Source organism: Streptococcus sp. k-163, assembly GCF_013277555.1.
In the GTDB taxonomy this organism is placed as follows: Bacteria; Bacillota; Bacilli; order Lactobacillales; family Streptococcaceae; genus Streptococcus.
Window position 1 is genome coordinate 128684 of record NZ_VMND01000012.1, and the last position, 21744, is coordinate 150427.

The 21744-nt window shown below is 39.6% G+C and carries 21 protein-coding genes; 10 read left to right on the forward strand and 11 right to left on the reverse strand.

Annotation, left to right across the window (positions count from 1 at the left end):
• Positions 1-12 precede the first annotated feature (12 nt).
• Positions 13-861, reverse strand: coding sequence for a metal ABC transporter permease (locus HT731_RS05085; RefSeq protein WP_000559791.1), 849 nt, complete (start codon positions 859-861; stop codon positions 13-15).
• Positions 858-1580, reverse strand: coding sequence for a metal ABC transporter ATP-binding protein (locus tag HT731_RS05090; protein ID WP_033686841.1), 723 nt, complete (start codon positions 1578-1580; stop codon positions 858-860). Before HT731_RS05090 ends, HT731_RS05085 begins: the two co-directional genes overlap by 4 nt.
• Before the next feature lie 177 nt (positions 1581-1757).
• On the opposite strand from HT731_RS05090, the gene pepO reads away from it, so the two are divergent.
• Positions 1758-3650, forward strand: coding sequence for an endopeptidase PepO (pepO, locus tag HT731_RS05095; RefSeq protein ID WP_173277936.1), 1893 nt, complete (start codon positions 1758-1760; stop codon positions 3648-3650).
• 239 nt (positions 3651-3889) lie between these two features.
• On the opposite strand, the gene HT731_RS05100 is transcribed toward pepO, so the two are convergent.
• A complete protein-coding gene (locus tag HT731_RS05100) occupies positions 3890-4519 on the reverse strand; it encodes an MBL fold metallo-hydrolase (protein ID WP_173277938.1) in 630 nt (209 codons plus the stop codon).
• Between the two features lie 143 nt (positions 4520-4662).
• Positions 4663-6096 carry an N-acetylmuramoyl-L-alanine amidase gene (locus tag HT731_RS05105; protein ID WP_140834544.1) on the reverse strand — a complete coding sequence of 478 codons (1434 nt, stop codon included), beginning with the start codon at positions 6094-6096 and terminating at the stop codon, positions 4663-4665.
• A gap of 325 nt (positions 6097-6421) precedes the next feature.
• Between HT731_RS05105 and HT731_RS05110 the strand changes: the two genes are divergently transcribed.
• Together HT731_RS05110 and dtd are read left to right on the forward strand one after the other, a co-directional pair.
• On the forward strand, positions 6422-8644 hold the full coding sequence (locus HT731_RS05110; RefSeq protein WP_140860124.1) for a bifunctional (p)ppGpp synthetase/guanosine-3',5'-bis(diphosphate) 3'-pyrophosphohydrolase: 2223 nt from the start codon (positions 6422-6424) through the stop codon (positions 8642-8644).
• A 29-nt stretch (positions 8645-8673) separates the two neighbouring features.
• The gene (dtd, locus tag HT731_RS05115) at positions 8674-9117 is read left to right on the forward strand and encodes a D-aminoacyl-tRNA deacylase (protein ID WP_173277939.1); all 444 of its coding nucleotides are present in this window, start codon (positions 8674-8676) and stop codon (positions 9115-9117) included.
• A gap of 38 nt (positions 9118-9155) precedes the next feature.
• Here the strand turns inward: dtd and HT731_RS05120 are convergent, their stop codons facing one another.
• The 4 genes from HT731_RS05120 to HT731_RS05135 form a co-directional block, all read right to left on the reverse strand.
• Entirely contained in the window at positions 9156-9569 is a 414-nt protein-coding gene (locus HT731_RS05120) for a hypothetical protein (RefSeq protein ID WP_173277941.1), read from the reverse strand.
• A gap of 18 nt (positions 9570-9587) precedes the next feature.
• Positions 9588-10001, reverse strand: a complete 414-nt coding sequence (locus HT731_RS05125; protein WP_173277943.1) for a hypothetical protein — start codon at positions 9999-10001, stop codon at positions 9588-9590.
• 119 nt (positions 10002-10120) lie between these two features.
• Entirely contained in the window at positions 10121-10831 is a 711-nt protein-coding gene (locus HT731_RS05130) for a nicotinamide mononucleotide transporter (RefSeq protein WP_173277945.1), read from the reverse strand.
• 116 nt (positions 10832-10947) lie between these two features.
• Positions 10948-11598, reverse strand: a complete 651-nt coding sequence (locus tag HT731_RS05135; protein ID WP_173277946.1) for a metal-dependent transcriptional regulator — start codon at positions 11596-11598, stop codon at positions 10948-10950.
• A gap of 111 nt (positions 11599-11709) precedes the next feature.
• On the opposite strand from HT731_RS05135, the gene HT731_RS05140 reads away from it, so the two are divergent.
• From HT731_RS05140 to HT731_RS05150, 3 genes are all read left to right on the forward strand, one after another.
• Positions 11710-12552 carry a metallophosphoesterase family protein gene (locus HT731_RS05140; RefSeq protein ID WP_173277948.1) on the forward strand — a complete coding sequence of 281 codons (843 nt, stop codon included), beginning with the start codon at positions 11710-11712 and terminating at the stop codon, positions 12550-12552.
• Between the two features lie 75 nt (positions 12553-12627).
• On the forward strand, positions 12628-13065 hold the full coding sequence (locus tag HT731_RS05145; RefSeq protein WP_141230719.1) for an Rrf2 family transcriptional regulator: 438 nt from the start codon (positions 12628-12630) through the stop codon (positions 13063-13065).
• 68 nt (positions 13066-13133) lie between these two features.
• Positions 13134-14153, forward strand: a complete 1020-nt coding sequence (locus HT731_RS05150) for a YdcF family protein (RefSeq protein WP_173277950.1) — start codon at positions 13134-13136, stop codon at positions 14151-14153.
• An 88-nt stretch (positions 14154-14241) separates the two neighbouring features.
• Here the strand turns inward: HT731_RS05150 and HT731_RS05155 are convergent, their stop codons facing one another.
• The 3 genes from HT731_RS05155 to HT731_RS05165 all read right to left on the reverse strand — a co-directional run bounded on the left by HT731_RS05155 (position 14242) and on the right by HT731_RS05165 (position 16873).
• Positions 14242-15315 (reverse strand): DUF2974 domain-containing protein, encoded by a 1074-nt coding sequence (locus HT731_RS05155; protein WP_173277952.1) that lies wholly within the window; start codon positions 15313-15315, stop codon positions 14242-14244.
• A 123-nt stretch (positions 15316-15438) separates the two neighbouring features.
• Positions 15439-16215, reverse strand: coding sequence for a ferredoxin reductase (locus tag HT731_RS05160; RefSeq protein WP_173277954.1), 777 nt, complete (start codon positions 16213-16215; stop codon positions 15439-15441).
• A gap of 88 nt (positions 16216-16303) precedes the next feature.
• A complete protein-coding gene (locus HT731_RS05165; RefSeq protein ID WP_345889927.1) occupies positions 16304-16873 on the reverse strand; it encodes a TetR/AcrR family transcriptional regulator in 570 nt (189 codons plus the stop codon).
• Positions 16874-17279: 406 nt separating this feature from the next.
• On the opposite strand from HT731_RS05165, the gene HT731_RS05170 reads away from it, so the two are divergent.
• The 4 genes from HT731_RS05170 to HT731_RS05185 form a co-directional block, all read left to right on the forward strand.
• A complete protein-coding gene (locus HT731_RS05170) occupies positions 17280-17957 on the forward strand; it encodes a response regulator transcription factor (protein WP_000548991.1) in 678 nt (225 codons plus the stop codon).
• Complete coding sequence (locus HT731_RS05175) at positions 17950-18924, forward strand: HAMP domain-containing histidine kinase (protein ID WP_173277958.1); 975 nt, start codon at positions 17950-17952, stop codon at positions 18922-18924. Before HT731_RS05170 ends, HT731_RS05175 begins: the two co-directional genes overlap by 8 nt.
• Positions 18925-19724: 800 nt before the next feature.
• Positions 19725-21236, forward strand: a complete 1512-nt coding sequence (locus tag HT731_RS05180) for an ABC transporter ATP-binding protein (protein WP_077804852.1) — start codon at positions 19725-19727, stop codon at positions 21234-21236.
• 293 nt (positions 21237-21529) lie between these two features.
• Positions 21530-21744, forward strand: a 215-nt coding sequence (locus HT731_RS05185; protein WP_173277960.1) for a hypothetical protein, incomplete at its 3' end; no start/stop codon positions are given.

Consider the following 21744-nt stretch of genomic DNA (forward strand, 5'->3'; position numbering starts at 1 on the left):
GGGTTTTGCCCCTTATTTTAACAAATGTTTATTTTTCAGTTTCAAATATCGTTGTTTAGGAGAGATAAAGAAACTGATTAAGAAGAAGCTAGCAGCTGTAAGTACGATGCTAGAACCAGCTGCTAAGTTTAAACTATAGCCAATAAAGAGTCCCAAAACTGAAGCTGTAGCTCCAAAGGTTGAGGAAAGGAAAATCATACTTTTCAGGCTATTAGCATACAGATAAGCAGTTGCAGCTGGGGTAATCAGCATGGCTACAATCAGGATAGTTCCAACACTTTGCATGGCTGTCACAGACACGAGAGTCAGGAGTATCATGAGGAGGTAGTGATAGAAATTGACAGGCATTCCCATGGCTTTAGCCAGAAGTTCATCAAAGGAAGTTATCAAGAGTTGCTTGAAGAAAATCCAGATTAACAAGAGAATGACCGCCCCTACGCCCATAGTGATAAACATATCCGTATCTTGGACGGCTAGAATATTACCAAAAAGGATATGGAAAAGGTCAGTTGAACTTTTAGCGACACTAATCAAGATGATACCGAGGGCTAAGAAAGAAGAAAAGGTAATGCCGATGGCGGTATCGCTTTTGATAATCGAGTTCCCCTTGATGTAGGTAATGATGATAGCAGCTAGCAATCCAAAGACAATGGCTCCGATAAAGAAGTCAACGCCTAAGATGAAGGAGAGGGCTACACCTGGTAAGACAGCATGTGAAATAGCATCTCCCATGAGTGACATCCCACGTAGAATGATGAAACATCCCACAGCTCCAGCTACGACCCCGACGACAATAGCTGTTATCAAGGCATTTTGTAGGAAATGGAATTTTTGCAATCCATCGATAAATTCTGCAATCATAGGTCACCTCCATTGAAAAAGAGTCGATTACCGTAAGCTTCTTTGAGATTGGCTTCGGTAAAGGTTTCTTTGGTTGGACCAAAGGCAATCACTTCTCGATTGACAAGTAAGACTTGATCGAAGTAGTGGGAAACCTTGCTGAGGTCGTGGTGAACGATGAGAACCGTCTTACCAGCTTTTTTCAAATCTCTCAGCGTATTCATGATGATTTCCTCACTGACAGAGTCAATCCCAACAAAGGGTTCATCCAAGAGGATATAATCGGCTTCCTGCACCAAACATCTGGCAATCAAGACCCGCTGGAATTGACCTCCAGACAGTTGACTGATTTGACGTTCAGCGTAGTCAGCTAGGCCGACGATTTCAAGGGCTTCCTCTACTTTTTTCCAATGTTTAGCATTTAAACTGCGAAAGAGAGGAATAGAAGGAAATAGTCCTAGCGAGACACATTCCTTGACCTTGATGGGAAAGTTGTAGTCGATATTGATTTTTTGTTCGACATAGGCGATTCGGTGTAAGGATTTTTTAACTTCCTTGTCATCGAGAAATGCCTGACCTTGATGTGGGATAATTCCCAGCATACCTTTTAATAATGTTGATTTTCCAGCACCGTTCGGACCAATGATACCGGTAATTGTTGGTCCATGGAGCACTAGTGAAATATCCTTAAGTGCCAACGTTTCTTTGTAGGAGACACTGAGGTTTTCAATACGTATCATAAACTTATATTCCTCCTGCCTCTTAATATACCTTAAAAAAAAAATTAAGTCAAGTTAATTTTTAAAAAAATTAAAATATTAACTGAAAAATGATGGAAAAGGAAAGTTCATTTTTAATTGCATTCCTGGGTAATTTTTGTTAAGCTAAAAACAAGTATAAATGAAAGCGAGAACAAGATGACACGTTATCAAGACGATTTTTATGATGCCATTAATGGAGAATGGCAGAAGACAGCTGAAATACCAGCAGATAAGTCTCAAACGGGAGGTTTTGTTGATTTAGACCAGGAAATTGAAGACTTGATGTTGGCGACAACAGACAAGTGGTTGGCAGGTCAAGAGGTGCCTGAGGATGCTATCTTGGCAAACTTTGTCAAATACCACCGTCTAGTTCGTGATTTTGACAAGAGAGAAGCTGACGGTATCACACCTGTCTTACCGCTCCTTAAAGAATTCCAAGAATTGGAGACTTTTGCGGATTTTACAGCTAAACTAGCAGAGTTTGAGCTTGCAGGAAAACCTAATTTCCTTCCTTTTGGTGTATCGCCAGACTTTATGGATGCCAGAATCAACGTTTTGTGGGCTAGCGCTCCAAGCACGATTTTGCCAGATACGACCTACTATGCAGAAGACCATCCTCAGCGCGAAGAGCTCTTGACTCTTTGGAAAGAAAGCAGCGCCAATCTCCTCAAGGCTTATGATTTCTCTGATGTAGACATTGAAGACTTGCTTGAGAAAAGACTAGAATTGGACCGCCGAATTGCGGCAGTGGTGCTCTCTAATGAAGAAAGTTCAGAATATGCTAAACTTTACCATCCATATTCTTATGAAGATTTCAAAAAATTCGCACCTGCCCTACCTTTGGATGATTTCTTCCAAACCGTTCTTGGACAAGTACCAGACAAGGTTATTGTAGACGAGGAACGTTTCTGGCAAGCAGCAGACCAGTTCTATAGTGAAGAAGCCTGGCCTCTCCTCAAGGCAACCTTAATTTTGAGTGTTGTCAATCTCTCAACCAGCTATTTAACAGAAGAAATCCGTGTCTTGTCAGGTGCCTATAGCCGTGCGCTTTCAGGAGTTCCAGAAGCCAAAGACAAGGTCAAAGCAGCCTACCAGCTAGCACAAGGTCCTTTCAAACAAGCTTTGGGTCTCTGGTATGCCCATGAAAAATTCTCTCCAGAAGCTAAGGCAGATGTAGAGAAAAAAGTGGCAACTATGATTGATGTCTATAAGGAACGCTTGGCTAAAAATGACTGGCTGACTCCTGAAACTCGTGACAAGGCCATCGTCAAACTCAATGTCATTAAGCCTTATATCGGTTACCCAGAAGAATTGCCAGAACGCTACAAGGACAAGGTAGTGGATGAGACTGCTAGTCTTTTTGACAATGCTCTAGCCTTTGCGCGTGTGGAAATCAAGCATAGTTGGAGTAAATGGAACCAGACTGTAGATTACAAGGAATGGGGCATGCCTGCTCACATGGTCAATGCCTACTACAATCCACAGAAGAATCTGATTGTTTTCCCAGCGGCCATTTTACAGGCTCCTTTCTATGACTTGCATCAGTCATCTTCTGCTAACTACGGGGGTATTGGGGCGGTTATTGCCCATGAAATTTCTCACGCCTTTGATACCAACGGAGCTTCCTTCGATGAAAATGGTAGCCTCAAGGATTGGTGGACAGAGAGCGACTATGCTGCCTTCAAGGAGAAAACACAAAAAGTTATTGATCAATTTGATGGACAGGATTCTTATGGAGCAATCATTAACGGTAAATTGACTGTATCAGAAAACGTGGCTGACTTGGGGGGAATCGCTGCAGCGCTTGAAGCAGCTAAGAGAGAACCAGACTTCTCAGCAGAAGAATTCTTCTACAACTTCGGTCGCATCTGGCGCATGAAAGGTCGACCAGAATTTATGAAACTTTTGGCTAGCGTCGACGTGCACGCACCAGCCAAACTCCGTGTCAATGTACAAGTACCAAATTTCGACGATTTCTTTACAACCTATGATGTCAAAGAAGGTGACGGAATGTGGCGTTCACCAGAAGAGCGCGTGATTATTTGGTAATGCAAAGAAGCAAGTAATCAGTAAAAGGCATCCAATCAGGTGTGAAACCTTGATAGGATGCCTTTTATAATGGAAAGACTTGCTGTATAGTTTACTTATACTCTTCGAAAATCTCTTCACCCACGTCAGCTTTATCTGAAACCTCAAAGCGGTGCTTTGAGTAACCTGCGGCTAGTTTTCTAGTTTGCTATTTGTTTTTCATTGAGTATTAAATTGCAAAATTGATTGTCATCATTTTACTAGAAAAAGGGATTGAAAGTTTTTTCGTGAGCGATAGTAGTAGCTGGACCATGCCCTGGATAGACATCGTAGTTTGGTAGGGTGAAGAGTTGGGTTTGGATACTATGGAGGAGTTGCTCCGTACTACCAGTTGGAAGGTCGGTCCGTCCGATAGTTTCACGGAACAAAGCATCTCCTGTCAAGACTAGGTGAGCATCAGGAAAGACGATAGAAACGCCGCCGATAGAGTGACCTGGTGTTGGCAAGACGGTGAAACGAAATTCCTCTAATTGATATTCCTCATGAAAGACAAAGGTGTGTTCAGCTGGTTTTGCAACCACATCTGCCATATCATCGTGACGAGGAAGCCCAGAGAGATTATCGACAGGAGTGTAGAGCCAGCTAGCTTCGCTCTCTGCGATATAGACAGGAGGATTGCCAAAAGTTTCGCGAACTAGGTCCAGACTCATGATATGGTCATAATGGGCGTGGGTCAATAGAATGGCACAGATCGGTTTGTTGATCTTCTCGATTGTATGACGAATGGCTTCCCAATGGCTACCAGGATCGACAACGATGAGGTGCTTTTCACCTTCTAGGTAATAGGTGTTTTCATAGGCAACGGGATTCACAGTTTTATGGATTTTCATATTGGCTCCAATCTCAAAGAATGTACTAAATTAAGTATAGCACAGTTGGGGAGAATAAGCATAAAAAGGAAATAATTCTAGAAAGAAGAATACAGTTTGGATAAGAAAAATAAGCCCCGAATGAGTTCGAGGCTTAAATTGCTTTAATTTCCTGCGTAATATTTTTGAATTCCCTTGACAATCCCTTCAACCAGTTTATCTTGGTATTCACTACTACGGATTTTTTTGTTTTCTTCTGGATTATCCATATATCCCATCTCTAGCAAAACAGCTGGTTTAGCTGTTTCACGTAGAACAGCAAAGGTTGCTTGCAAAAGTCCGGCATCCCTAGCTCCAGTCTCGGCTAGAAGTGAAGAATGGATATCAGCTGCGAGACGATTACTTTCACTTATCCGATCAGGATTATTATGCCAATCCTTATTAATCTTGCTAGGGAAGCCAGGTTCTTCCTTGTAAGAATAGGTTTGTATACCTAGATTAACGGTTGTATCATTTCCTTTTGCATTGAAATGAAGGCTGATGAAAAAGTCAGCATTAGTCTTGTTTACCATACGAGAACGTTCGGTAATAAAATCAACATCTACATCGCTATCTCGAGAGGTAAGAACGGTGTAGCCTAGACCTTCTAATCGTTTACGTAATTTACGGTAAACTTGTAGGTTCAATTCTTTCTCAGCTATGCCATAATAATAAGCACCTCGATCCTTACCACCGTGTCCTGGATCTAGAAAAATAGTTTTAGAGTAATGTCCTTTTTGAAAACCTTGTGCTAATTCACGAACCCATTTTCCATTTCCTTGGAAGAGCTGGTTTTTGCCATCCACTGCATAGGTTCCTGTGACATATACACCATCGTCCTTAAGATAGTACCAAGCTTGATAGTCTGGGTCATAAATCCATTCCTTGTGGGCCATGTAGCCACCAGATTTGAGGTAGTAGGAACCAATCCATTGTTTTTGGGCGTAGCGTCCGCCAGATTTGAGGTAAAACCAACTAGAGTAGCTTTGGTCGTAGACCCATTCCTTATCTGCCATGGCACCGCTGGATTTGAGGTAGTAATCGCCCTTCCAGACATTGGCCAACATTCTACCGTAGCCATCAAAAGCATACCACTTGCCATTGATTTGGCTCCATTGGTTGGATAAATATTTACCTGAACCATTGATATAGTACCAATTATTTCCCATTTGGTACCAGCTGTTTTCAAGCAAGTATCCATGACTATCAAAGAAATAACCATCATAGAGGGTATCTGTAAATTTGACCCCAGTTTGACTATAAAACGTCCACTTGTTCCCCTCTTTTACCCAGCCAGTTTGTATAGGTTGATTAGGTTTAGTTTCCCTGGAAAGAGAAGGTTTGCTTTCTTGCTCACTTGAACTAGCTATACTTGACGAATTTTCTGTACTAGCTTGAGAACTACTAGTAGAATTGCTAGTGGAAATATTAGTTGAACTACTGGTCGAACTAGTGATAGGATTAGTAGTGAAATGACTCGTATCGTCAGCCAAAACTACTTGGCTGGATAAGCCAAGAACAGTCAAAGCTAAAAGTGTCAGTCTTTTGTATGAATTCATGTTATTTGCCTTTCTAGAGAGATGAAAATTTAGTAATTATCGTAAAAAATTGTTCATATTACTATTATACACTAAAAAAGTTAGAAAATTACTAAAATATCAAATCTTTTCTTATTGAAAAAGAAGAAAGTATTTTCATTTCACTAACTTTTAACGCAGTCAATATCAAAACAAAGTTAGATGAAGAGCTAGATAAATTTGTTGTTTTAGTGTGAATCTTATGTTATCCTTCTTCCCAACAACTGAATAAGCTTTAGAATCCTCTTTTCTAGTTTTCATATTATTAAAAAAGTGATAAAATGGTAGGAAGAATTGGAGAGTAGAGATGCCAAAAGAAGTGAATTTAACAGGCGAAGAAGTTGTCGCTTTAACCAAAGAATATTTAACGGAAGAGGATGTTGCTTTTGTACATAAAGCCTTGGTCTATGCGGTGGATTGCCACAGTGGTCAATACCGCAAATCAGGCGAGCCTTATATCATTCACCCTATCCAAGTGGCAGGTATTTTAGCCAAACTCAAGCTGGATGCTGTAACGGTAGCTTGTGGTTTCTTGCATGATGTGGTGGAAGATACTGATGCGACCTTGGACGATTTGGAAAGAGAGTTTGGTCCTGATGTGCGGGTAATCGTCGATGGGGTTACCAAGCTTGGTAAGGTCGAGTACAAATCGATCGAGGAGCAATTAGCGGAAAATCATCGCAAGATGCTCATGGCCATGTCTGAGGACATCCGTGTTATCTTGGTCAAACTGTCAGATCGCTTGCACAATATGCGGACGCTTAAACACCTCCGAAAAGACAAGCAGGAGCGCATTTCCAAAGAAACTATGGAAATCTATGCCCCGCTTGCCCATCGTTTGGGGATTTCCAGTGTCAAATGGGAATTGGAAGACTTATCTTTCCGTTATCTCAATCCAACGGAGTTTTACAAGATTACCCATATGATGAAGGAAAAGCGCAGAGAGCGTGAAGCATTGGTGGATGAGGTAGTCACAAAATTAGAAAACTATACGACAGATCGTCATCTAAATGGGAAGATTTACGGTCGTCCCAAGCATATTTACTCTATTTTCCGCAAAATGCAGGATAAGAGAAAACGGTTTGAGGAAATCTATGACCTGATTGCCATTCGTTGTATTTTGGATACCCAAAGTGATGTCTATGCCATGCTTGGTTATGTTCATGAGCTTTGGAAACCCATGCCTGGTCGCTTTAAAGACTACATCGCTAATCGCAAGGCCAATGGTTACCAGTCTATCCATACGACTGTCTATGGGCCAAAAGGGCCGATTGAATTCCAGATTCGGACCAAGGCCATGCATGAGGTGGCTGAGTACGGGGTTGCGGCTCACTGGGCTTATAAGAAAGGCATTAAGGGGCAGGTTAACAGCAAGGAATCAGCTATTGGGATGAACTGGATCAAGGAGATGATGGAGCTCCAAGACCAGGCTGATGATGCCAAGGAATTTGTCGATTCAGTTAAGGAAAACTATCTGGCTGAGGAGATTTATGTCTTTACCCCAGATGGAGCTGTCCGCTCTCTTCCAAAAGATTCAGGACCGATTGACTTTGCCTACGAAATCCATACAAAAGTCGGGGAAAAAGCAACTGGTGCCAAGGTCAATGGTCGTATGGTTCCCCTGACAACCAAGCTCAAGACAGGGGATCAGGTTGAAATTGTCACCAACCCCAACTCCTTTGGGCCAAGCCGTGATTGGCTTAACATGGTCAAGACCAGCAAGGCGCGTAACAAGATTCGTCAGTTCTTTAAAAATCAAGATAAGGAATTGTCTGTCAACAAGGGTCGTGAAATGTTGATGGCTCAGTTCCAAGAAAATGGCTATGTGGCCAATAAATTCATGGACAAGCGCCACATGGATCAAGTTCTACAAAAGACTAGCTACAAGACAGAGGAATCTCTCTTTGCGGCAATTGGTTTTGGGGAAATAGGTGCAATTACTGTCTTTAACCGTTTGACTGAAAAGGAACGCCGTGAAGAAGAACGTGCTAAGGCCAAGGCTGAAGCAGAAGAACTTGTCAAAGGTGGAGAAGTCAAGGTTGAAAATAAAGAAACCCTCAAGGTTAAGCATGAGGGTGGTGTGGTCATTGAAGGTGCCTCAGGTCTCCTAGTGCGGATTGCCAAATGCTGTAATCCAGTTCCTGGTGATGATATTGTCGGCTATATCACCAAAGGGCGTGGTGTGGCTATTCACCGTGTGGACTGTATGAACCTGCGCGCCCAAGAAAACTACGAGCAACGTCTCCTTGATGTGGAATGGGAAGACCAGTACTCAAACTCAAATAAGGAGTATATGGCCCATATCGATATCTATGGTCTCAACCGTACAGGACTATTGAACGATGTACTGCAAGTTCTTTCAAACACAACCAAAAATATCTCAACAGTCAACGCACAACCAACCAAGGATATGAAATTTGCTAATATCCATGTGTCCTTCGGCATTGCCAACCTCTCTACACTGACTACGGTCGTGGACAAGATTAAGAGTGTGCCAGAAGTTTACTCTGTCAAACGGACCAATGGCTAATGGTCTGAGTTCTTACTAGAAAGGCGATTATGAAAATCATTATCCAACGGGTTAAAAAAGCCCAAGTCAGTATTCAAGGTCAGGTTCAGGGGAAAATTCAGCAAGGGCTCTTATTGCTGGTTGGTGTTGGACCAGAGGACCAAGAGGAAGATTTGGACTATGCCGTGAGAAAGCTTGTCAATATGCGGATTTTTTCAGACGCAGAAGGCAAGATGAATCTGTCTGTTAAAGATATCGAGGGACAAATCCTTTCTATTTCTCAGTTTACCCTTTTTGCGGATACTAAGAAAGGCAATCGTCCAGCCTTTACAGGCGCAGCGAAGCCTGATATGGCATCAGATTTCTATGATGCTTTCAATCAAAAACTAGCGCAAGAAGTGCCCGTTCAGACAGGCATCTTTGGAGTGGATATGCAGGTTGAGCTGGTCAATGATGGGCCAGTTACCATTATCCTAGATACTAAAAATAGATAAGAAAGACCAAGCCCAGCCGGCTTGGTTTTTCTCATCTATCATAAAATACTCCAAAATGGCATCGGTTCTTGATAGGCCTTAGGAAAATCTCTTTTCAGGCTTTGGCTTATGCGGTAGGAAGGGATGAGATGGCCTAGAATTAGGAGAGTTCCCTGAAGGAGAAGTGGCATACCACTTAAACATATCAAGGAGAGAATCATCAAGATATCCCATAGGAGGATTTGTAAGGCGAAACGCCAGAATCTCGGTCTAATCTGAGAATAGAGTTGACCAAAGTGGTCACAAAGTTGGTTTGAAAGATAGGTCAATAGCACAGGATGAAAGAAAATGAGCCAACCGCTATAAATCAAAATCCAATCCCAAGTAAGCCCTTCTTTAAATGTCAAAAATGCCAGCATAATTCCATCAATGACAAGGAGTTGAATGGTTTTGATATAGATGATTTTTTTCATGATAAAGCCTCCTTTTCCTTAGAGGCACTCCCATAAAGAGATGTGTTTGTTGTAAAAGTCTAGATAGTTTTCTCTTAGGTAGTCCGCCGTCCTATAATATAAAGTAGAATGACAAGCAGTGATGATTGGCATAAGAGAGGGAAAACGCTGAGAACTAACGAAGGTTAAAAGGACAAAAAATAGAAAATCAATGGAGAGAACCCCTAAATAGTAGAAGCGAATCTTTTTATTGATTTGAGGATAAATCTCAGCGAATTGATGTTTGAGTCGGACAATCAAGCGAAATAGCAGGAGTCCTTGAGCAAGGAGGAAAATAAAACCAGAGAGCAAGAGCCATTCTAAAGCTGTTTCGGGTCTAGTACTAAAAAATACAAATAGTAGCAAATCGATGACTGCAATTGCTGTAAAATGGATTCTAAAGAGTTTTTTCATGACAAGACCTCCCTCTTTTATCTAGCTTCATTGTACTCCAAAAGAATGGGAGTTACAAGCAAAATGATAAAAAATTTTAATAAGGAGATTCTGTTAGATTTCTTTATTTGATTTCCTTCTTATTGTTCCACCTCTTCATCATTCCAGACAAATAAAGCTCCGATTGCATTGAGGATATAAAAGATGTATTTACCGATATTGGCAAAGTTTCCTTGAATGCCAGCCTTTGTCAGCTGCACAAAATTGTAAATCAACCAAAAGCCCCACTGAGTTGTCAGTTTCAATGCATTCAAAGCATTGGCAATGAGGGACAGTGCAAAGGCAATAGTTGTCACGTAGGCAAGTAGATTCATCTTACCCCCATAGCCGATATAGTTGGTCACAAAGGCAAAGAGGAAGGCGATGATTGAAATGATAATGGCCGCTAATTTTAGCTGTTTCTGACTCATTTGGTTGGGTCTGCCTTCTTGCGAAGCTTCCCATTTCTTAATAGCAAAGGTATAAATGAGGAAGGTGACAGGATAGGTGATAATGGCCGCCTTATTTCCAAGGATATAATCAATGGTACCAGACAAAATGGTATTGACAATGCCAAAGTAATTTCCCCATTTGCTTAATTTCCCAGTGAAACGAGTGGACAACATGGAAATCCCAACGTTGGTTACGGAAATCAATCCAAAGGGCACAAGGGCTGTCCATGGTCCCCAGTCTACGAATTTATCGAGACGGGAGTTAAGATAGCCAGAAGCGATTGCAATTCCAACGACCAAAGCAACCCCAAAGAGGTCAAACCATTTAGATGTCGCAAAAATTTTTAGTGATTTTTTCATATGTTAAAATATCTTTCTTTTTTACAAATATTCTACAACTAAATGAAAGTAAAATCAAATGATAGAAATAAAACCCTGAAAATCAAACTTTCAGGGTTGGTAGGGGACTTGATAAATTAGTCGATTTTCTCGACATAGAGTTGTTTAGCAATGTCCATATTCACTTGTAAATCTTTATTTTTAGTGAGGATAGTAAAGGTATTGCTGAAGCCATCAAACTGCTGGACTTGGAGCTGGTCACCGATGTGAAGTGAGTGCTTGTCCAGATAATGGAGAATGTCAAAACTATCGTGAACCCGAGTCAGGCGGTAGGCGCCAGCTTCCTTGATATCAGCTAGTGGGAGGTTATTGATTTCAACCAGGAGTTCTCCCTTGGCAGGAATAGTACCTCCGTGGGGGCAGGTCTTGGGGAATCCAAGCAATTTTTCTAGTCTCTCCACGAATAGGTCAGAGACAGTGTGTTCCAATACCTCAGCTTCCTCGTGAATCTGGTCACTCGTATAGTCTAAATGATGGACTAGAAAAACTTCAATCAAGCGATGCTTACGGTAGAGCTCAGAGACCAGTTTGAGGCCGAGGTCAGTCAGTAGATAGCCACATTCCTTGTCCTTGAGGATGAGATTTTCACTCTTCATCCGTTTAATCATTTCAGTTACGGCAGGGGGAGAGACTTGCATACGAGCCGCAATTTCCTTGTTGGTGATTTTATGCAGGTCTATGCCGATTTCATAAATACATTTTAGATAATCTTCTTTATTCGGGGTCATTCGCTTCCTCTTGTCTAATGTCTTTATCTAGTATATCAAAAAAAGCTAGATTTCTCTAGCTGTGACTTTTTATGTTATACTTATTGCAAGAGAAAAAATGAGGAGATGAATATGACAAAGATAGCTCTTCTTTCAGATATTCATGGGAATACCACTGCTTTAGAGGCTGTTTTGGCAGATGCTCGGCAGCTAGGAGTGGATGAATACTGGCTTCTGGGAGATATTCTCATGCCAGGGACAGGTCGTAGAAGGATTTTGGACTTGTTGGATCAACTACCGATTACGGCTAGAGTTTTGGGAAACTGGGAAGACAGTCTCTGGCATGGTACTCGTAAGGAACTGGATAATACTCGTCCTAGTCAACGTTATCTCTTACGCCAGTGCCAGTATGTTTTAGAGGAAATTTCCCTAGAAGAAATTGAACTGCTCCACAATCAACCTCTTCAGATCCATCGTCAGTTTGGGGATTTGACGGTGGGAATTAGTCATCATTTGCCTGATAAGAACTGGGGGCGAGAGTTGATTCATACTGGAGCGCAAGAGGATTTTGACCGCTTGGTGACCAATCCTCCTTGTGATATTGCTGTTTATGGCCATATTCACCAGCAGTTGCTTCGTTACGGGACTGGTGGGCAATTGATTGTCAATCCGGGTTCGATTGGGCAACCTTTCTTTCTAGATGCCCAGTTACGGAAGGACTTGCGAGCTCAGTATATGATTTTGGAGTTTGATGACAAGGGCTTGGTAGATATGAACTTCCGACGGGTAGACTACGATGTGGCAGCTGAATTGCAGCTGGCTAAAGACCTGAAACTTCCCTATTTTGAGGTTTACTATGAAAGTCTGGTCAATGGGATCCACCATACCCACAATCAGGAATTTCTGAGAGAATTGGCCCAGAAAGAGGGCTATGATAGTGAATTAGATGTCTGGTTAAAAAGTGGTAACGATTGACATTACAACCAAAAAGGGTATAATAATAGAAAAAGAAGAGTAGAGACAGGGATGTCTCGTAAAAAGGAGAAGAGTATGCAAATTCCAAGTAGATTTACCATTGCGACTCATATGCTGATAATCATTGCCCTCAAGGGGAAGGAAAGCAAGGTGACCAGTGATTTTCTGGCTGCTAGTGTCGGGGTTAACCCTGTCATTATCAGAAAAACCTTGTCCCAGTTGAAGAAGGCAGAGCTGATTTCAGTAGCGCGTGGAACAGGGGGGACAGAGATTGTTAAGGATCTCAAGGACATTAGTCTTTTAGATGTTTATCAGGCGGTTGAGTGTCTTGGTAAGACAGGCCAACTTTTTAGTTTCCATGACAATCCAAATCCAAATTGCCCAGTCGGAGCTCATATTCATGAGGTTTTGGATCAAAAATTGGAGAGAATCCAGCTGGCTATGGAGGCTGAACTTGGTCAGACTAGTTTAGAACAAGTCGTGGCTGATGCAGAGAGTCAGATGAAGGAGTGAGAGGGATAGATGCCCTCTTTTTCTCTATGTAAAATTGTGATAAAATAGAATCATTAAAGGAGGAAGAAATGTATCTCGTTATAGGAATTGTATTAGCCTTTATAGTGTCATTTTGGAAGGATAATAGAAGTTTGTGGAATCCAGTATTATTCTTATTATCCCTCATTTCCAGTTATTTTTATCTAGGCTACCTTTTTTATCAAAATGGGTATGAGAAGATTCATTTCGCTTTTTTTATATTTCCCTTTATTTTACTTCCTTTTTTGCTTTTTCTAAGTGGCATCTTTCTAATCTATAATGGGGTCATTTTGTTGAAGCGAGAGGGACGTTCAAAGGCTAATTATCTCTCCATGCTCCTTGGAATAGTCATTTTGCTATTTTTTGCTTTGATGTCATTTCGATTGGGAGGACGACATGAATTATTTTACACCAATCACTTTCTAAATATTTTATTTGCATTTATTGCTTATTCTTACTTTATTTTTGGTTTTGCTTTTGTGGCTTTTATGTTGTACTCTATCTTGTATCTCTTTATTCCTAAGAAGAAGCATTATGATTTTATTATCATTCATGGTGCAGGTTTGTTAGACGGAGAAAAGGTAACACCTTTGCTGAAGAGGAGAATTGATAAGGCAGTGGAAGCTTATCACAAGTCTAAGAATCCTCATATCAAAATCATTGCAAGTGGTGGTCAAGGAGGAGATGAGAAGATTTCTGAAGCGCAGGCCATTACAAACTATCTTCTTGAAGAGACAGATGTTCCCCAAGATGCGATTATTCTGGAAGATCAATCAAGGACTACCTACGAGAACCTTCTCTTTTCTAAGGAACTTGGTGAGGAACTGGTAGCCAAACCTCAATTCCTCTTTGTTACAAATGACTATCATGTTTTTCGTACCAGTACCTATGCGCGTAAGTTAAATATGAAGGGAGATGGCCTCGGATGTAGGACGGCAGGCTACTACATACCATCTGCTTTTATTCGGGAGTACATAGCGCTCTGTGTCAAGATGAAATGGCTTTTCCTTGCCTTTTATGTCCTGCTATCAGTCCTCATTTTGATAGCCTACAAAGGGATTATTTGGTAGTCAGATTTTATTAAAAAAGACTTAGAATACACATGAAAGTATGTATTCTAGGTCTTTTGTTTTATATACATTTGATTTTTGAAAGGTACTATCTATTTTTCCATGCTTGGTAACGGGTATCAATCAATAATTGGGTAAGGCGTCCCATGGTTTCCCTTTCTTCTGGAGTGAGGGATTGAGCTTGGACAAAGAGATGATGGATGTGTTCAATAGCTTTGAAGGAAGATAGGTCATTGATGGAGTTAATGCCAGCATCTAGAATGGTGCCAAAGAAGAGATCGAAGTAGAGCTGGAGTTCTTCGTCAGGGACTGTCGCTACCCATTCTTTGAAGGTTGTGTCAACTTGTTGACTATCACTGTTGGTTTTATCCAGTTGGACGAAGTGCTTGTCCTCAATCTGCCAACTAAAGGTATCGTGTTGGGCGATACCACCTAAGGCAGTACTGTGCACGATGATTTGGTGGTTAGGGATTTCCATCATCATACCGATAATGGAACCTTGTGGAATGAAGACCTTGGTTCTATCCATTACCCTTTGATAGCCCTCAGTTTGTGTCAGTTCTTTGTGGAGACCGGGCGCATCAAAGGTATAAACTGCTGTGATTTGATCCTGCAAGCTTTGCTCAATTTGGCTAGCAGCGTAGATAGCTAAATTTCCTCCCTTGGAATGCCCAGCCAGAATGACTTTTTGCTTAGGATGTTGGGCAAAAAAGTTCTTTAAATAGCGGAGAGCGTGCTTTTGAGCAGGAATTTCCTTCATATAGGTCAGGTGGAAATCTTCCTTCCAGCCAATGATACTGTCATCTGTCCCACGAAAGACAATCAGATAGGTATCGAGAGTGAGGCGGTAGGTCATAGCCGAAAATTGCTTTTGCAATTCAGGATCAATGTCATTGATAAAATGGGAGAGTTTGCAATTTTTGAAGCGTTTGTGTTGAGCTAGTTCATCTAATAGCTGGAGGCGATTTTTGCTGGTCAACATGTTGGGATCCCTTGGAACCTGAGGAGCCAGGTCTAAAAGTCGCTGAGGAGTTGTGGAGACCAGATTATCAAAGGAGAGGTAGGTAGCTTCTGTTAAGGCTAGAATGTCTAACTCATTCAATGGAAAGTCGTAAAAGGAATCGTATGCGACATCTTTCAGATAGTCAAAAATATTGGCCATAAGAGCTCCTTTCTTTTTATTTATCTTATCACAATCACATAGAATTTACTAGTTTGTTTGTACGAGCTCTCTACATACCGACCTATAATGGTATGATTCAGACACATAGAAGACAGTTTGCTTTTATTTTAAACCTTTAAACATACTTATTTGTATCTGTTTGTCGTCAATCCCATTCTCTTTTAAGAAATTTTTCATCTCATTTATATCATCAGGTTGGCCGGTTAAGAGATAAATAGCTTGGTTACCGTATTTCACAACCGCATTTTTTAAAAATGCTTGGCTTTGAGAAAAGGTTTCGCTAGTTTTATAAGTTAGATTCGGATTATTCTTACTAAGCTCTCTTAACTCATTATCAAAAATGTTTACTCCTTTGTCTAAATGATTAAGAATGATGGAGCGCTTACCAGCCCACTCTTTCACAACTGGACGTAGAGTAGAAATACCGACATCAGAGGCAAAACAAACCAGTGCTTGGTCATTGTCTTTAACAGATAAAGATGACTCCAGCCAACTCATCTCAATTTTACTACCAGCTGGTAAATGTGTTAAGGTTTCCTTAAACACGCTACCACTATTATGGGTTACAATAAGAATTTCATCCTCATCAGGAGTGGAAGCAAGGGTTAGCCATCGGCTAGCCTGATCCTCCTTTACTGGACTTTTATCTGGACCAAACGAGCTGTCAGGAAGCTTAAACTGAGCATAGGAGCCAGATTTCCATATTTGATTTTTTGGTTTTGTGATGTGAACTAAATACAAATCTCCGCTGGGATTTTCAATGGATTTTATCGATAAAGTCTGACTTCGTCCAAGGTAGGCAATGATTCCCCAAGATATAAAGCCGAGCACTCCAAGTGTAGTTAGAATAATTATGAACATTTTTTTCCCTCGTTTCATTTTTAAGCTCCTATAGTGTAATAATTTTTATGAATGAATAATATTTTTCTTCATTCAATGATTTTCAAAAAATAAAGAAAAGATTTCTTTATTTCAGGATTCCTTTAATGAAGTTGGTTGCTAGTATTTCTACAGTTTTGCTAATATCTGGAAAATCATTTTCTGTGATATGCATATCCATGTAGTAAAATAGGTTGTAAACTTGTAAAATATCTTGAATTTTTTCTGGAGAATGGCCTTCAGCCTGCAAACGATGAGTAAAGGTTTTCACGAGAAATTGATGAAATGGATTCGTGACTTTCCCTTCTTCTGAGGAATAGTAGCTATGCAACTCATCTGCTATGGCAGGATTGTACCATTCTGCAAGGATTTTATTGGAAGAAACGAGTGCTCTGGATTGAGCAAAGAGTTGACTAATAAGATCAATCATATCAATTTCCCAATCCAGTTCTTCGATCATAGCTTGGCGAACACGGTTGTTTTCATCAATATAGATATCTAAAAAAATAGCTTCTTTACTTTCGTAATAGTTATAAAAAGATCCGACTGCCATATGAGCTTGTCTAGCAATTTCTGAAATTCCTGTCGCCTTGTATCCTTTTTTTGAAAAAACTTCATAAGCTGCGGATTTCAAAGTCTGTTTTTTGTCCAATTTGATTCACCTCTTTTCTGAATGAATATTAAATATTGTTCATTCATATCTTAACAAATCTTTTTCAGATTGTCAATCTTAAAGCTAGAACTTTTTACGGATACCACTCGATAAGGAACTTTTCAATGTTAGAAGAGTATAGAGTGTCGTTTTAACTACACTCAAGGTTTGGAAGAATAGATATAAATTTTGGTTAAGGAGATGGATAAAAGAACTGAAATGAAGGTTGAAAAATTAAAAATAAAAGGGTAGGGCTGGCACTATGTCTGAAAATAAGGTATGATATCAATGGGGTTATTCACTATCTTTTTTGAGCTGTTGTGACAAGGAAATATCAAAAAAGTATTAGATACTAAGCCCTCTATTTATACTAAAGGATTTAAGACTCCTAAAATTAGCAAAGGAGAATCAGATGCACAAGATTTTATTAGTAGAAGATGATCAGGTCATTCGTCAACAGGTCGGGAAAATGCTCTCTGAATGGGGATTTGAAGTGGTTCTGGTAGAAGACTTTATGGAAGTTTTGAGTCTATTTGTTCAGTCGGAGCCTCATCTGGTCCTCATGGATATTGGTTTGCCCTTGTTTAATGGCTATCACTGGTGTCAGGAGATTCGCAAGATTTCCAAGGTGCCTATTATGTTTCTGTCTTCGAGAGACCAGGCTATGGATATTGTCATGGCAATCAATATGGGGGCGGATGACTTTGTGACCAAGCCTTTTGACCAGCAGGTTCTTCTAGCCAAGGTTCAGGGCTTGTTGCGTCGTTCCTATGAGTTTGGGCGTGACGAGAGTTTACTGGAATATGCTGGTGTTATCCTCAATACCAAATCAATGGATTTACATTATCAAGGGCAAGTCTTGAATTTGACCAAGAACGAATTCCAGATTTTACGCGTGTTGTTTGAGCATGCGGGTAATATTGTAGCGCGTGATGACCTCATGCGGGAACTTTGGAACAGTGACTTTTTCATTGATGATAATACCCTCTCAGTTAATGTGGCTCGTTTGCGTAAAAAATTGGAAGAGCAGGGCTTGGTAGGATTTATCGAGACCAAGAAAGGAATAGGGTACGGACTGAAGCATGCTTGATTGGAAACAATTTTTTCTGGCCTATCTGCGCTCCCGTAGTCGTCTGTTTGTCTATCTGCTTTCTTTGACGTTTCTGCTCTTACTCTTTCAGTTTTTATTTGCCAGTTTGGGAATTTACTTTCTCTACTTTTTCCTCTTGTGTTGCTTTGTAACCATCTTATTTTTCGCTTGGGACATATTGGTGGAAATGCAGGTCTATCGTCAGGAACTTCTCTATGGGGAGAGGGAAGCTCAGTCTCCTTTGGAAAGAGCCTTAGCTGAAAAATTAGAAGCGCGTGAGATGGAACTCTATCAGCAGAGGTCAGATTCAGAAAGAAAACTGACGGATTTGCTGGATTACTATACCTTGTGGGTCCATCAGATTAAGACCCCCATTGCAGCCAGTCAACTTTTAGTTGCAGAAGTGGTTGACCGCCAACTGAAGCAGCAATTAGAACAGGAAATTTTCAAGATTGATTCCTATACCAATCTAGTTTTACAGTACCTGCGTTTAGAAAGTTTCCATGATGATTTGGTCTTAAAGCAGGTTCAAATCGAGGACTTGGTCAAGGAAATAATTCGTAAATATGCTCTTTTCTTTATTCAAAAAGGTCTAAATGTCAATCTATATGACCTTGATAAAGAAATCGTGACGGATAAAAAGTGGCTACTAGTGGTCATTGAACAAATCATCTCAAACAGTCTCAAGTACACCAAGGAAGGTGGTCTGGAGATTTATATGGAAGGGCAAGAGCTTTGTATCAAGGATACAGGAATAGGGATAAAAAACAGTGATGTCCTCCGAGTCTTTGAACGTGGTTTCTCAGGATATAATGGACGCCTAACTCAGCAGTCATCTGGACTTGGACTTTACCTATCTAAGAAAATTTCTGAAGAACTGGGGCACCAGATTCGTATCGAGTCTGAGGTCGGAAAAGGAACGATAGTGCGGATTCAGTTTGCTCAAGTGAACTTAGTCCTTGAGTGAGAAGAGACAATGAGTTTTTACCCAATCTCTTTTTGCTATATTTCAGGATATTTGAAGACTGTTTTTTACAAAACCAATAATAGAGTTTTTAATACGGAATATAGTATAAATACTGGTTCAAAGTGAAGTTTTGTATGCTTTATACTTTTGTTGAGTATAAAATCTATAAACTAAGGGTGAATTACAAAAATTAATTTGAGATGAAGTGAATTGTAGACTTGGGAAATGTCTCCTATTCGATTTCAGAATGAATCGTTGATACAGGATTAAAAGAACTGCAGCTTTCTTTTTATTTTGAATGAGATAGGTGTATATAGATTTGTGTAACTGGTGTAGAACTGTTTCCAAAGAATTATTGAATGTATCGAATACACACATTCTATTGATTTTGAACCAGTTTTTAATTTCTAAATGTTGTAATAGTTTTATCAAGTAAAAGGAGACTGCCATGATTGGAGACAATATAAAATTCTTACGAAAATCACATAATCTGATATAACCAGAATTTTCACGGATTGTGGGTGTGTCACGAAATAGCCTAAATCGTTAGAAAAACTGAAAAAGCTTACTTTCAATAGAAGTATTGGAAATATTCATTTTACATCTATCAAAGAAACATGGGATAGACCTATATTTTACAAAATAGCAAATTATATTTTGAATGATAGTAAAAACTGCAGTACTTGTGTGATTTACAATTATTGCACTCAATGTCCGAGTATCGCACTATCTGAAATAAGGAATAGTAGAGATTGTTCTGCGATATGTAAAAAAAAACGCATTAGCAAGGAGTATCGTATATGCTACCATATCTTAAAACTATTAGATGGTATCTCTTCTTTAATTTTCTTTTTGGTGTAGTATCGAATATCTGCACAGCTTTGTTACCGTATTTCACGCAGGCATTAATCAAAGGGGATTATCAAGTAGCTCTATATGGTTACTCTATGTCAGTGGCAGGCTATTTGAGTTGTAACTATATCCAAATGATACTTGATTGGAAGCAGGGGATTATCTTTTCGACTACTTTGAAAAATGAGTGGTTTCGTTCACTTCTGGGACTCAGTCACCACGATTTCAAGCAGAAAACAGTAGCAGAGTATATTTCCTATCAATCTAATGACCTAGATTCGTTGGAAAAGGATTACCTTCCTCCATTGATGAGTTTTATCAAACAAATTTTACGTATCATCATTTACGCTTTCATTATTAGCAGAACAATTAATCCTATTGTATCACTGATTTTAATCTTTTCCACTGGAATTAGTATTCAAATTCCTAAAATCGTTGGGAAGTTGACCGCTAATCGTAGACAGGTTTACTTGAAAAAACAAGGAGATTACTATCGAACTTTGGAGGATTTGCTCATGGGACATCATTTGGTAAATAAACTAACTATGTCGCATTTTTTGAATCAACAAAAGAGTTCTCTAAAGAATTTGCAGGATAAGTATTTTAAGTATGGTTTGACAAAAATTACAGGCATCTTATTGACAGGTGTTTCTTTTGAATTCATTAGTCTTGTTCTGTTTATTTACTTAGCCTACTCTCTATCTCACCAGCAACTCGGTATTCCTGAGGTGGTGGCGAGTTTCGGATATATTAATGCTTTTTCTGAACCAATACAGGAAATCCTTTATGATTTACAAATGTTAGAGTCCGTAAAGCCTGTAATCAAGAGTTTTCAAAACATTGTTGGGAGATCCGTTTCAGTTCAAGCACCTCAACATTCTTTTGATACGATTACTTTGAAAAACATTTCCAAACAACTGGGAGAATCAAAATTGATAATTACTTCCGCTACGATTCAAAAAGGAGATAAAATTGCGCTTATTGGTGAGAATGGGTCTGGAAAAAGTAGTCTTCTCAACATTTTAAATGGAACAGATGAAGATTTTGAAGGACAAATTGTGCTAGATGGGCTTGTTTTGGACCATCTTTGGGGAAGATTCGGTATGATTCTGCAACAAGAACATACATTTATTTCGAGTTATGAAAATAATGTAACGCTATTCAATAGTTTCAATGAAAAATTCAGAGAAGAAGATTTTGAAAAAATTCCACCACAATCCCTGTCAGGTGGTCAGCAACAACGAATGTATTTAAATCGTGAGAAAAATCGTAAAAATCCATTGCTTATCCTAGACGAACCTTTCTCTGCCTTGGATACTAATCAGTTTAAAATGGAATTGGAAAGAGTTCTGGAACTACCAAGTGCCGTCATTGTTACTTTACATCGCCAAAACGAATTATTAAGTAAGTTTGACCAAGTTTGGGAAATTAAGAATGGAGAACTTGTAATTTTGAAATAGCTAAATTATAGAGAATAAAACGCATATTATCAGGAGTTCAGAGGAGATACCGGTTTTTCTTTTTCTAATAAGGAATCTAAAATTTCTTGCTTTCTCTATCTGTTCAATTGATAGATTTCTTCAGAGAAAGACTGTAACATTTTTGATATAATGTTAAGGATGGACTGATGGATACTTAAAGGATAATTTTAAAAAGAGTAACAGGTGAGAAGAAAAATATATAAGATTGGACAGAAGTATCTCTACCATCATCCATGCAGAAACAAGATTATATGAAATAAAAGGAGTAACCAATGACCGGAAACTATTCAACACGTGAATACCGTGAGAAATTATATGATGATCTTCATGTCCGATTAAGAGATACAGTGATTTTGATGTGTGCGATTTTTATTGCCTCTATCGGCCTAAATATGAATTCAACGGCTGTCATTATTGGAGCCATGCTGATTTCCCCTCTTATGACACCGATTGTTGGATTGGGATTTGGTTTAGCTATTTTTGATAC

What these genes read in the sequence shown, in the direction of transcription:
- HT731_RS05130 (WP_173277945.1), bottom strand. Translation starts at nt 10,831, where the DNA reads ATGAAAAAATCACTAAAAATTTTTGCGACATCTAAATGGTTTGACCTC.
- HT731_RS05140 (WP_173277948.1), top strand. Translation starts at nt 11,710, where the DNA reads ATGACAAAGATAGCTCTTCTTTCAGATATTCATGGGAATACCACTGCT.
- HT731_RS05180 (WP_077804852.1), top strand. Translation starts at nt 19,725, where the DNA reads ATGCTACCATATCTTAAAACTATTAGATGGTATCTCTTCTTTAATTTT.
- HT731_RS05155 (WP_173277952.1), bottom strand. Translation starts at nt 15,315, where the DNA reads ATGGCCAATATTTTTGACTATCTGAAAGATGTCGCATACGATTCCTTT.
- HT731_RS05110 (WP_140860124.1), top strand. Translation starts at nt 6,422, where the DNA reads ATGCCAAAAGAAGTGAATTTAACAGGCGAAGAAGTTGTCGCTTTAACC.
- dtd (WP_173277939.1), top strand. Translation starts at nt 8,674, where the DNA reads ATGAAAATCATTATCCAACGGGTTAAAAAAGCCCAAGTCAGTATTCAA.
- HT731_RS05125 (WP_173277943.1), bottom strand. Translation starts at nt 10,001, where the DNA reads ATGAAAAAACTCTTTAGAATCCATTTTACAGCAATTGCAGTCATCGAT.
- pepO (WP_173277936.1), top strand. Translation starts at nt 1,758, where the DNA reads ATGACACGTTATCAAGACGATTTTTATGATGCCATTAATGGAGAATGG.
- HT731_RS05170 (WP_000548991.1), top strand. Translation starts at nt 17,280, where the DNA reads ATGCACAAGATTTTATTAGTAGAAGATGATCAGGTCATTCGTCAACAG.
- HT731_RS05105 (WP_140834544.1), bottom strand. Translation starts at nt 6,096, where the DNA reads ATGAATTCATACAAAAGACTGACACTTTTAGCTTTGACTGTTCTTGGC.
- HT731_RS05175 (WP_173277958.1), top strand. Translation starts at nt 17,950, where the DNA reads ATGCTTGATTGGAAACAATTTTTTCTGGCCTATCTGCGCTCCCGTAGT.
- HT731_RS05135 (WP_173277946.1), bottom strand. Translation starts at nt 11,598, where the DNA reads ATGACCCCGAATAAAGAAGATTATCTAAAATGTATTTATGAAATCGGC.
- HT731_RS05150 (WP_173277950.1), top strand. Translation starts at nt 13,134, where the DNA reads ATGTATCTCGTTATAGGAATTGTATTAGCCTTTATAGTGTCATTTTGG.
- HT731_RS05145 (WP_141230719.1), top strand. Translation starts at nt 12,628, where the DNA reads ATGCAAATTCCAAGTAGATTTACCATTGCGACTCATATGCTGATAATC.
- HT731_RS05120 (WP_173277941.1), bottom strand. Translation starts at nt 9,569, where the DNA reads ATGAAAAAAATCATCTATATCAAAACCATTCAACTCCTTGTCATTGAT.
- HT731_RS05085 (WP_000559791.1), bottom strand. Translation starts at nt 861, where the DNA reads ATGATTGCAGAATTTATCGATGGATTGCAAAAATTCCATTTCCTACAA.
- HT731_RS05100 (WP_173277938.1), bottom strand. Translation starts at nt 4,519, where the DNA reads ATGAAAATCCATAAAACTGTGAATCCCGTTGCCTATGAAAACACCTAT.
- HT731_RS05160 (WP_173277954.1), bottom strand. Translation starts at nt 16,215, where the DNA reads ATGAAACGAGGGAAAAAAATGTTCATAATTATTCTAACTACACTTGGA.
- HT731_RS05090 (WP_033686841.1), bottom strand. Translation starts at nt 1,580, where the DNA reads ATGATACGTATTGAAAACCTCAGTGTCTCCTACAAAGAAACGTTGGCA.